The organism is Persicirhabdus sediminis (assembly GCF_016595495.1).
GTDB classification, from domain to species: domain Bacteria; phylum Verrucomicrobiota; class Verrucomicrobiia; order Verrucomicrobiales; family Akkermansiaceae; genus Persicirhabdus; species Persicirhabdus sediminis.
The window spans coordinates 764,268-775,093 of the sequence record NZ_JAENIM010000039.1 but is presented as its reverse complement, the minus strand read 5'-3'; the positions used below and the strand labels follow the sequence as shown (position 1 = coordinate 775,093).

Genomic DNA, 10,826 nt, shown 5'->3' with positions numbered 1-10,826 from the left:
GGTCTAGAAGACATCTTCATTGCTTGTGTTGACGGCCTCAAGGGCTTTAGCGAAGCTATTGAAGCTGTATACCCTCATACTAAAGTTCAGAGCTGATCTTCCCCTCAAATTTCGTACAGCAAGTCTCCTTTAATCTTTTATTTGAATTAGGCTGCTAGTGGAGAGCTCCCCAAAAATTGCTCATCTGACTAGACAGACAAACTGAGTTAGAGGCCAACTGGGATGGCTTCAACTGCTCTCAGTTAGCTGTTTTGAAATACTCTCTAGGCCAGTGGGCTGAAACCCGTTCAGCTGGAGGGGTAAATCCAGATTAGGCAATAAAACTTAGCGATTATCGGTAACAAGATGATGTAATTGGGGGGGGATTTACCTGCTTGTCTGGTGCTAAGTCTATTTCATGTGAGCTGCCTAAATATAATCATTCAGCTAGAAATAAATTGATTTCCTCACAGTTGTCCAGCTAGGATGTAGTCTTATGATGCTAGGGGAAGATCTACTAAAAATTGAAGCTCTGAGTATTTGGGCAGATGTGCCTGATTTGATAACTCAGTATCACGCTTTGAATCCGACATTTGCAGCCTTAGGGAATGAGATGGCGTTAGAAGCCATCGTATTGCCTGCGCTAGCAAAAGCAGATTTATCTAGAGCGTATTCGATGGCTGAGATGCTAGATGCGATTGCTAAGATAGCAGCATGTAAAGGCATCCGCTAGTCTCAGTTCCTTAGCTTGTTATTGGTATCCATGAAAATCATCTTCGGTGTATCGGCGCTCTTGTGTCTGCTGTGGGCGGTGTTGGTGCGTTTTGAGTCGCAGTCAGATAACTCTATTTTGTCGGCTATACTCATAATGATAGCTGGAATTTTGACTTACATACGGTATTCGGCAAAACGGCATCGCTAGGTGCGTTAGTTATCTTTGATAGAGGCCTGCTGAGTGAGTGGTTGGCTTATAGCCAGCTGCCTTGGGTGGATTTTGGCATGGGGCCGGGAAGCGAAATGGGAATCTGTGAGATGCGTTGCATATAGGGGTGGATGCAGGGGAGTTGCCGATAGCAGGGCAAAAAAAGAACAGTCCGCTCGACGAACTCTGTAGGAAACCCCCATAACCTATAGAATTGCGCAGCGCGGACTGCTAAATGGATTTATAGGCGGTTTGCTTTGTGCTTACAATGTATTTTTAATTGAAGATTTAATGTCGCGCTAAACACCCGATTTAATGAGTTTTTTAAGGTGGGCTGATGTTTGCTATGATCTTTGGTGGCTGGAGAGTGATTTTTTACCATTAGCTGGTGGTTTGCACAGGTTTTCTAGCAGAATTGGATGGGAGATGGTTTGCATGTTTGTGGGTTTGAAGTGGTGGGAATTTATTTTGCAAGAAATGTAAGTTTCAGGCGTCCAATGATGGTGACGTTTGAAAATTTTCGCAGCGTGGCTATTTTTTGCAGACAAGACGATCGTTTTGCTGCGCTGAATTGCTATATGCAGAAGGTGAACAATTTTTTGTAATGATATGAATTTCTTAAAATTAAAAATGATGCCAATCATGGCGCTGGGATTGGCGGTGGCATTGCCATTTTCCAGCACAGCTCAGGACCTCAATGGTTTGCAGGATTTGCAAGCGATTGAGCTGAAGATAAAGAATGTGGTGCAAAATAATATGCCGGCTACGGTATCGTTGTTTTCACAGCGTTCTGGTGCCTCTGGCAGCGGGGTGATTGTTAGCGAGGATGGTTTGATTCTATCCGCTGGTCACGTGGTGCAGGGTTCTGAGGAGATGACGGTGATTTTTCCCGACGGTCGTCAAGTGCAGGCTGAGGTGCTAGGCGCTAACTACACGAGAGACCAGGCGATGCTGCGCATTGTGGATGAGGGTAAATATGACTTTGTAGAATTGGGTGACTCCAACAAGTTGCAAGAGGGCGATCTGGTTGTGGCGCTGGGACATGCCGGTGGTTACGATGCGATCCGCACACCGCCCGTGCGCTTTGGACGTGTGGTGTCTAAAAACTTCCACCATTATTTCTCTACAGATTGCACGCTGATAGGTGGCGACTCTGGTGGCCCATTGTTTGATATCGATGGCAAGTTAGTTGGTATCCATTCGTCTATCGGTGGGAATTTGAAAATCAATAACCATGCGGGACTGAGTGGGTATTATGACGACTGGGATCGTCTGCTAGAAGGCGATATGTGGGGTAAGCTGCAAATGAACTTGATGGGCGCGCCTGATGCACCTGTGTTAGGAGTGCAGGTTGCTAGCGATCGCCGGTCAAGATCCTTGCTGATCTCTGAGGTCGTTCCGGGGAGCCCGGCTGCTGAAGCTGGTCTAGAAAAGGGCGATGTGATCTATAGCATTGCCGGTAAGCGTGTGCGTAACCTGCGTGAACTGCAGGTTGAGCTCGTGCAGCATCGTGCGGGCGATACTGTGCAGATTAGAGCGAGCCGCGGTCGCCAGCAGTTTGTGCGCGACGTGGTACTAGGAAAACGTGGTGAAATTCACCAGCAACCGTAATTTTTAGAAAGTAATGAAATCTATGATGATAAAAGTATCCTGCTTGGCGGCGTTGTTAGCTGGCCAAGCAGTGGGGCAACATCGAGGTGATGATGTTCCCTATCAGAATCCACAGGTGGCTAAGCAGTTGGAAAAACAGGCGGTGCAGTTCTATCAATCCGCCGCTCCAGCCGTTAGTGAGGCGTCAAAAAGCGTTGTCGATATCCGTGGCCGCAGCGGCCACCTAGCTTTTGGTACCGTGGTTGACGACAAAGGTGGTATCATTACCAAATGGAGTGATATACAGCAGAGCTACAATATGATAGGCGTGGCTACCAGCGACGGGCAAAAGCTCGGAGCCGCGGTTGAAGGAATCTACCCTGAGTGGGATTTGGCCTTGCTGCGTGTTGACGGTGAGCTCGAGCCCGTTGATTTTTCAGCTAGTAGAGAAGTAGAGCTGGGTGACATGTTAGTCATGGCGTGGCCGTACAAGCGTGTAGGAGCACTAGGTGTCGTTAGTGTCTTGCCGCGCAGCCTGCAGCAGGAAGATCAAGGTTACCTTGGAGTTCGCCTCAGCCCTGAGGAGCAAAGCGAAAATGGAGTGATTTTATCCTACGTGCAGCCTGGCTCACCAGCGGATCTAGCTGGTATAGAAGTGGGTGATTCAGTGGTCAAAGTTGGCTCTACGCCGATTCGCGGATTCATTGAACTGCAGAACAAGCTGCGTCAGTATTCACCGGGTGAATTGGTGCGCATTACCGTGAAACGTGATGGCAAAGACAAGATGATAGAAGTGGAGATGGGCTCGCGTGGGGTGCTGCCGCCAGAGGGTAGGGTGGCTCCTGAGCGAATGCAGGTGATGGAGAGAATGGGTACTGATCTTAGCGCCGTTAGAGATGGCTTTGCCAATGTGCTGCAGACTGACATGCCGCTGCGTCCGGAAGATGCAGGAGCGTTAGTAGTTGGCTTAGATGGTAAGCCGGTTGGTATTGCGCTGGCGCGGGCGAGTCGCATCAAATCCTACATCTTGCCGATGGCTCAGCTGGAAAAAATCCTCGCGAGCAAAGCGCGGCCTCTAGCTGAAATGGCTCGTCCTCAAGTGCGCTATTACACGCCGCGCACTGGACAGCCGGCAACTGGTCCTCGCGTGCGATATCGTATTCAGCCGCGGGCGAACTCGCGCACTCATCAGCTGGATCCATCTGAGCACATGATGATGGATATGATGCGTGACATGGAAATGATGCAGCGCCAGATGGAGCAGATGCGCGAACAACTGCGCCAGAACCGTCGATAGGTAGCGGTTTCTAATGATTTCTATCAACAGCCAGCTGGGCTCACCTCCAGCTGGCTTTTTTTCTAGTAAAATTCTAGCTATTCGCTGAGCAGGTGTTTGTTGGGATCGCTCGCAGCGAATGATTTCTGAGAGTAAGTCTGGACGAATTCTAATTTCGCAGAATATCCTATGGCATGCCAAAAATGCCAGCTGCATTGCCAGTACCAACGGAAGCGAAGTTTTACCTCAAGGGTGAGTCTCTTGTGGTAGTGGCTCCAGCTGGAGTGATTGAGTCCTGTTTGGCGGTTCCAGCTGTGCGAGCATTAAAAGCATTTCGGCCGATGAGCAAATTCACAGTGCTGTGTGATGCTGATTCAGCAGTGCTTTGGCCAGCGTTAGGTTTTGATGTGCTTAGCTATCCAGTGGGCAGTTCAGCTAGAAAAATCGCCTCATTATGCAAAGGCAAAGACTTTGATTCTGCGGTGATTTGGCAGGCATGCGAAGCGGCTAAAGCTTTGAAAAAACTTAATGTCGAACAACGTGTCGGTTATCCAGCAAAAGGTTTAGAGGCTTGTTTGACCCAGGCAATTAGCGTGCCTAGCGCTCCTGGTCCCATCGAACACCGCGTGCGATTTTATCTTAAGTTAGTGGATCAGCTAGGGGCGCCTGCTTTTGTGGCGGCCAATTTTATCACCCTAGATAAGCGTCAGCCATCTGGGCCGCTGACCATTTGTCTATCACCTCGTTCTAACTTGGGGGCTAGCCACGAATGGGTTGGTCCAGGCTGGCTGAAGGTGGTGCAGTCATTTGAAAAACATTGGGGCCAGCCGGTGCGCTGGTTGTTGATAGGGGAGGATTACCCCGAGCTTGAGCAAGCGTTCGCAGATGCAGGTGTAGAGATTGCTGAGCGTGTAGCTGCAGATCCGGGCAGTCAGCTCAATGCAATGGTTCGCAGTCACGCAGTGCTCACTGTTGACAGTGATACACCGCATCTAGCGGCATACCTTGGGGTCCCTGCGGTGGTATTATTTGGCCCTAACGAACCCGCATGGAAGCGTCCACTCGGAAAACAACATCGGGTTGTTCGCGAGCACGTTTGCTGTAGCCCATGTTTTGCAGCCAAGTGTGTTTTGGATCACCGCTGCATGCATCGCATCAAACCAAGCGCAGTGCTTGCTCAGCTAACGAGTGTGGTTAGTGAACTAGTTCTATCATAGAGAGCTTTATGGCTGTGCTGATATTGCTGTGATCTTGTTGTTGCAGACTTGAACGAATCAGCTAGTATGCACACGTCTGTAAATTATCATGGTACTTCTAGCCGTCTATCTATTCATTGCGCTGTTTTTCTCCTTTCTCTGCTCGGTCGCCGAGGCGGTGATTTTGAGTGTGACGCCTGCCTACGTGGCGGCGTTAGAAAAAGAGGGCAAGCCATCAGGAAAGCTGCTAGCCAGCTTGAAAAATAACATCAATGATACTTTGGCGGCGATTTTGACGCTGAACACCATCGCGCATACTGCTGGGGCAGCTGGTGTGGGTGCGCAGGCAACGGAAGTTTTTGGCAGCAAGTCGCTAACTATCGTCTCTATCATTCTTACTATTCTGATCTTGGTTCTCTCTGAGATCATTCCTAAATCATTAGGGGCGGCGTATTGGAAGCAGCTCAGCGGCGTTACCGCACAATTTCTCGCTGTGCTTGTTTGGCCTATGCGCAAGTTAGGTGTGTTGAAGTTATTCCAGAAGCTAACCAGCGGAATGACACATGGTTCTGAATCAGCGGGTTTAAGCCGCAGCGAGTTTGCGGCAATGGTCGATATCAGCGAGCAAGAAGGGTTGTTAGTTGAACAGGAGTCGAAGATTCTGAAAAACCTATTTTTGCTGCATGAGATGCGTGTGAAAGACGTGATGACGCCAAGTACGGTGGTTTTCGCTCTATCAGAAGAAGTCAAAGTGGAAGAGTTTTTCCACAAATACGACTACGTGCAGTTCTCGCGAATTCCCATTTATGAAGGTCGCCGTGACCAGGTGAAAGGTTTTGTTTTGCGCAGTGATTTGTTGCTCGCTCAGGCGCGTGGTAATTCAGAAAATCGACTTTCTAACTACAGCCGTGAGATTGAGGTGACACTCGACAGCATTCCGCTTTCTAGCGTATTTGATGAAATGCTGAAAACGCGAGCGCAGATCATGTTAGTTGTCGATGAATACGGCAGCATGAAAGGTGTGCTGACGCTTGAGGATATGCTAGAAACCTTACTAGGTTTGGAGATCATTGACGAGCGCGACAAAAACGTAGATATGCAGCAGCTTGCTAGAGATCTTTGGAAGAAGCGCGCTGCCACTATGGGCATTGAGTTGAAATCAGACGACGAGAGTAACCAGAGCTGATTATTTCAAGCTGGATGGCTGGCAGGCGCTTTGGTCTAGCTGGCTGTCTTAGTGGCTGATAGTGTTGGAAAATACATTGATCACCACCACACCTGTGATGATAAGCAGCATGCCAAGAATGGCTGGAGTATCGGGGGTTTGTTTGAAGAATACCGCGCCGATGATGGCGACAAGTACAATGCCTAATCCCGCCCAGATAGCGTAAGCGACGCCCACGGGAATCGTTTTTAGCACGAGTGAGAGAAAATAAAAAGCTGTGGCATAACCAATAACTACGATGGTGCTAGGGATGAGCCGGCTGAATTGCTCAGATGACTTTAGCGCGCTGGTGGCTATGACTTCTGCGATGATGGCAATGGCAAGGTATAGGTATCCCATGCACTGATTTTACTGGCGTAGCGGCTAGCTGGCTACAGTAGATTGATCTCCAATAGTAAACAGTTGGGCATGGGGTGGAGCCATGGGATAGAGATTTAGAGGTGTCTGTTATTCTTTATTTGGGCTGAGCTGGTAGCGGCCGATGGCGCGAATGTAGATGATGCATTCGTCTTTGCTAGAAATGAAGCTGGAGCTGCCGGACTTGTTGGAGCTGAAATAACATCCGGGTTCTAGCTGGATGCCATCAGCGTTCGTTTCGGCGCTGTAGCTTGGGTTACCGCTGATGATGATGGCTCGGTAGCGATCGTTGGTACCTGAAATTTTTCCGCTATAACCAGCTGGCAGTTTGATCATGGAGCCGTTGAGTTGACCGTCTACTGGCTTCCCCCAGAGGTGGGTGATCTGTGGTGATTTGCCATCCTCAGCTGGATCATTAGATTCTATCCAGCTGGAATCGCTGGCGCTGAGCCAGACGATGTTGGACGAGTGCACGTTGATAGGTCGCTCGCCATTGTCAAAAGCTTGTTCTGTTGGTTCTACCAGATACGGGCCACTATCAATCTCGATGTAAGCGATGTTTTTATCACCTTTGGCGGCGGTGATGTGCGCTTCACCTTGCGGCTGTGTCCAAAACGAGCCAGCTGGCATCCACATTTTTTCCGCTGATGGGTCGTCGTTGTGCATGAGTCCGCTTATGACCAGTGCGCGGTAGCTAACATTGTGAATGTGTGGCGGTGAGGAAAAGCCATCGGTGAAGACGCCGAGGTAGCCGGTAGCGACGTCGGCTTTGCGATCTCCCCACAGTGTTCCTGCCTGTGGGCTTTGGTCGCCACGCGCTGGGTTGAGTTGTTCCCAGTCGATGTCAGCTAGAAGTACAACTTCGGCTTTGTCGTTTTTATCATTGTTGTTGGCGGCGTCGGTTTGCGCGTTAGCTGGAATCAATGCGCTAAGGCTAACTAGAGCGGATAGAGGTAGGAGAGTGGATTTTTTCATGATGGTGGGAGAGGTGTAGATTTATCTAGTAATGTGAAAATCTATCTCAACTTATTGATTCATCAAGAGATATCTGGATTGGCTACTGTGGTGGTAATGATGGCGCGACTTTGTAATGGAGTTGTGAGGTGTTAGTTCTATCATGGTTTCATTATGAGTTTGCTAGATTTCTTTTTTCCGGATGTGGCGCAGGCCACACATTTACGCCGTATTGCTGACCAGAGTTCTCTGAGTTCTACGCAGCAACGCATTGCTAGCATGCAACAACAAGCTCGCTCAGGAGTGAATGAGCAGCGCATTGCCAACTTAGAAAATGAGCTGGCTGAGATGTGTTTGATGGTCGAGTCCTTGATCGAAGTATTGGAGGATAAACAAGTGCTCAGCCGTAGTGAGTTGGCGCAAAAAGTCCATGAAGTGGATGCTCGCGACGGTGTGATAGATGGCAAGATCACCAAACAGGTGCCAGCGGCTAAAAAGCCATTTCAAGCGAAGCTGAAGTTTTAGTGGGCTTGGGGTTGATGACGCTTTCTGGCACCCTTTCAGGGTGCGGTATTTTAGCTAGACTATCTCGGGGCTGAAGCCCCGAGCTTTGTTCTTAGTCGCTTTCAGCGCCATCATCTAGTAGTCGTTCAAAAGCTGATTTAAATTCAGCCTTGAACTCAGAGGACTCGATTCTACTGAGGTGTTTTTTTGCCTGGTTTTGTAGTATTGAAAGGTCCTCTGGAGACTCCTCCAATGAGGCCCTTTTTAATAGATAGGAGACTAGTTCATGTAATGGCTCAAACGAGTATCTTTTAAATAGCTCATGATAGTTTGGGTATGAAATGTTAGCTTGGTCAAACCCTATCAGGAGTAACGTCTTGAGGAACTCTAGCGCCTTTTTGTTATGGATTGGGCATTTAAGAACAATGTTGACAAACTCATCGTTCGTTAGCCATGAGCATTCGCCCCTATAGAAAAGTTCTTCCAGAAAATGGGAGCTGAAGACTCGTGACGCTTCAGTATCGGAGGTGTTATCGCATTCTAAGGTCGAGCTCAATGCTAGGTGGCACTTCTCTTTGATTGCATCAGCAATATGTTTAGTGGCTGGGTAATTTTGTAGATCTAAATTTTTGCGATTTTCAAAGACTCGGTGATCGCCTTTAGCAAATGATTTCGCGTGATTAAGGGCTTGTTGTAAAGGCAGGATTTTGACAAAAAGACTGCTGGTTTCATTAAATGCTTCTATATCAAACGTTTTATCAAGGGCGTGAAGACTGTAGGCTGTCCATCGGCCGAAGGTTCTGATGACGTTAGATTTAATAATTGGGTATTGCTCGGGGTCAGTTTCAGTAATCCACTTAAGTAAAGCTTTGCAGTGTGCCAATTGATTAGAATCTAAAGATCCTTGATGCGAGTCGGTGGTAATAGAGGTTAGATATGTGTTAGCAAGTGAGGCTGCTGACTCCTCTATTCGTAGATTATTAGGGGTTATGCATTCTAACAGGTGGCGACCATTATAGAGTTTGTCTAATGCGTCCTTTTGCTCGGAATCACTCATCTCATATTTGTTTGTGTGTCCTGATAGCACCCAAGTTATAGTTGTTGGTCTTGAATATGGAGCAATCCAGCTGTTGTCATCTATTGATAGCTTAGATAGTTTTTTTAAGATTCTGACAATGATGTCTTTTGATCGTTTTTGTTTGAGCTTAGTTGATATATCATCAGCAAGCTTCTCTATAAAATCGTTTTCGCTTGTATCATTATTCTCTTGGGTAATGGCTCTGACGCGCGCATTGTTGAAGATCTTTTCGATCCGTTCATAAAGCTGAGGAGCGCTTATCGTATCGATGAACCCTCGGCACATAGATTCAGCTTGGATAAATAAAAATAATATGGAAAAGAGCATTTCATTATCGTTATACCTATTATTTAGATAGAGTAATTCTGTAGCCTTCGCTTTATGTAGGAAACGTTCAAGATCTCTAGGGTTTTGAGGGAGATCTAGTTGATCTAATGACTTGTATAGTTTAGGGCATTCAGCCTCTTTGATCCATACTTTGGCTAGTTGCCTAATTTCTTCTTCCCGCAGGGCTGGCAGGTTCAGTTGGAGATCGAAAACCTTATCCATGTATCCTTTGCATTCCAATGCTGGAAGATTTTCGTCAGTCATGCAGGTGGATGTGAATGCCGCCTCGATTCGTTGAGGATCTATTGCAAATACGAAGGTAACATTCTCAAAAATATTCAGCCTATCAATCAGAGGAAATATTTCGCGTATGATGGATGGGCGAATTCTTTCCATGTCATCAATGAAAAGGATTAATTTGTATTCATTGGAATCTAGAAGTGAATCTATTTTTTCAATATAGCGTTGAGAGTTTTCGATGCTTCTTGAGGTGAAGGCTTTCAGTGCAGTAGAGGCTAGATCAGGTACTGAAAAGAGCGAAGTGAACCTGTGTATTAAGTTTAGGTGCTCCTTGATGAGGGTTGTTTTTCTAGGGAGGTCTAAAGCTTCGTTAAAGCCTCTGGCTATAACATCCCAAGCCTCATCTGTCGTTTTGCAGCTCCATGGGTTGACTAGCGCGGTCTTGAAGTTTTGTTGTTGAGAGTTTTGTAGCTGGTCACGTAGCAATTTGAGGACTGTGGTTTTGCCGCTGCCCCAAGGGCCTAATACCGCGATTCTCTTCATGCTGCTTGAGTCGGAGATAATAGTCTTTGCGATCTGATTTGCGAAGTAGCTGCGAGAAAGGAAGTCTTCGACTTGTGGGCGCGGCTTTGCAACTGGGATAATTTTATAAATTAACCACCAGAATAAAACTAGCAGTACGACAATGGCCGAGAGTGTGTAAGGGTTGGAGGAGGGCTGTGATGAGGGGGATTTCAATAGCAATATGCTGCCAACAATTAAGCTAGATAAGAGGTGTGCATAAATCCACTTTTTGCTAATATTGTTCCATTGCAGGCGGAGCTTATTTTTTAACTGTATGAAATAAGTCCAAGCGTAACCTATGGCAAATAGAGTCAGGGCAAAAATTATGGTGAATACTTTAACTATGATAGCTTGGTGCTTCGTGAATAGTAGAGCTGCGTGGTTAATTAATTGAACGATTAGATCTTTAAGCAGTACTGCAATGCAGATGATTGCTATAGAGATCAATAGGGCTCTTACAAATCGAGCTTTGGCTAGGGCGGGGTTTTGTTCATTGTTGCTCACTATAGCGACCTTGATAGATTTAAAAGTTCTAGAAGGAAAGATGAAAAGGTGTTTCTATATATAAATCTAAATGAGGTAACGAGATGATTGTAGGTTGTGGGGGTTTTGAT

The 10,826-nt window shown here is 47.1% G+C and carries 9 protein-coding genes and 1 pseudogene; 7 read left to right on the top strand and 3 right to left on the bottom strand.

The genetic code is table 11. The features are described 5' to 3' along the window. The 6 genes and pseudogenes from JIN82_RS10755 to JIN82_RS10730 all read left to right on the top strand — a co-directional run. Positions 1–90: pseudogene (locus JIN82_RS10755) on the top strand (transposase); the annotation flags it as partial. Between the two features lie 385 nt (positions 91–475). After that, the gene (locus JIN82_RS10750; RefSeq protein ID WP_200311625.1) at positions 476–712 is read left to right on the top strand and encodes a hypothetical protein; all 237 of its coding nucleotides are present in this window, start codon (positions 476–478) and stop codon (positions 710–712) included. Between the two features lie 798 nt (positions 713–1,510). After that, on the top strand, positions 1,511–2,512 hold the full coding sequence (locus tag JIN82_RS10745; protein WP_200311624.1) for a S1C family serine protease: 1,002 nt from the start codon (positions 1,511–1,513) through the stop codon (positions 2,510–2,512). A gap of 22 nt (positions 2,513–2,534) precedes the next feature. Then, positions 2,535–3,788, top strand: coding sequence for a PDZ domain-containing protein (locus tag JIN82_RS10740; RefSeq protein ID WP_200311623.1), 1,254 nt, complete (start codon positions 2,535–2,537; stop codon positions 3,786–3,788). A gap of 173 nt (positions 3,789–3,961) precedes the next feature. Beyond that, complete coding sequence (locus tag JIN82_RS10735; RefSeq protein ID WP_200311622.1) at positions 3,962–4,984, top strand: glycosyltransferase family 9 protein; 1,023 nt, start codon at positions 3,962–3,964, stop codon at positions 4,982–4,984. An 88-nt stretch (positions 4,985–5,072) separates the two neighbouring features. Then, the gene (locus JIN82_RS10730) at positions 5,073–6,149 is read left to right on the top strand and encodes a CNNM domain-containing protein (protein ID WP_200311621.1); all 1,077 of its coding nucleotides are present in this window, start codon (positions 5,073–5,075) and stop codon (positions 6,147–6,149) included. A gap of 48 nt (positions 6,150–6,197) precedes the next feature. Here JIN82_RS10730 and JIN82_RS10725 read toward each other — a convergent pair whose 3' ends face one another. Beyond that, complete coding sequence (locus JIN82_RS10725; protein WP_200311620.1) at positions 6,198–6,527, bottom strand: DMT family transporter; 330 nt, start codon at positions 6,525–6,527, stop codon at positions 6,198–6,200. Between the two features lie 108 nt (positions 6,528–6,635). Continuing rightward, on the bottom strand, positions 6,636–7,520 hold the full coding sequence (locus tag JIN82_RS10720; RefSeq protein WP_200311619.1) for a DUF4437 domain-containing protein: 885 nt from the start codon (positions 7,518–7,520) through the stop codon (positions 6,636–6,638). 153 nt (positions 7,521–7,673) lie between these two features. On the opposite strand from JIN82_RS10720, the gene JIN82_RS10715 reads away from it, so the two are divergent. Beyond that, positions 7,674–8,024, top strand: coding sequence for a hypothetical protein (locus JIN82_RS10715; RefSeq protein WP_200311618.1), 351 nt, complete (start codon positions 7,674–7,676; stop codon positions 8,022–8,024). Between the two features lie 91 nt (positions 8,025–8,115). Here JIN82_RS10715 and JIN82_RS10710 read toward each other — a convergent pair whose 3' ends face one another. Continuing rightward, positions 8,116–10,716, bottom strand: a complete 2,601-nt coding sequence (locus JIN82_RS10710) for a KAP family P-loop NTPase fold protein (RefSeq protein WP_200311617.1) — start codon at positions 10,714–10,716, stop codon at positions 8,116–8,118. Positions 10,717–10,826: the final 110 nt, after the last annotated feature.

Excerpts from the sequence above, each read along its gene's own strand:
- JIN82_RS10740 (WP_200311623.1), top strand. The coding sequence starts at position 2,535 with ATGATGATAAAAGTATCCTGCTTGGCGGCGTTGTTAGCTGGCCAAGCA.
- JIN82_RS10725 (WP_200311620.1), bottom strand. The coding sequence starts at position 6,527 with ATGGGATACCTATACCTTGCCATTGCCATCATCGCAGAAGTCATAGCC.
- JIN82_RS10735 (WP_200311622.1), top strand. The coding sequence starts at position 3,962 with ATGCCAAAAATGCCAGCTGCATTGCCAGTACCAACGGAAGCGAAGTTT.
- JIN82_RS10720 (WP_200311619.1), bottom strand. The coding sequence starts at position 7,520 with ATGAAAAAATCCACTCTCCTACCTCTATCCGCTCTAGTTAGCCTTAGC.
- JIN82_RS10750 (WP_200311625.1), top strand. The coding sequence starts at position 476 with ATGATGCTAGGGGAAGATCTACTAAAAATTGAAGCTCTGAGTATTTGG.
- JIN82_RS10745 (WP_200311624.1), top strand. The coding sequence starts at position 1,511 with ATGAATTTCTTAAAATTAAAAATGATGCCAATCATGGCGCTGGGATTG.
- JIN82_RS10715 (WP_200311618.1), top strand. The coding sequence starts at position 7,674 with ATGAGTTTGCTAGATTTCTTTTTTCCGGATGTGGCGCAGGCCACACAT.
- JIN82_RS10730 (WP_200311621.1), top strand. The coding sequence starts at position 5,073 with ATGGTACTTCTAGCCGTCTATCTATTCATTGCGCTGTTTTTCTCCTTT.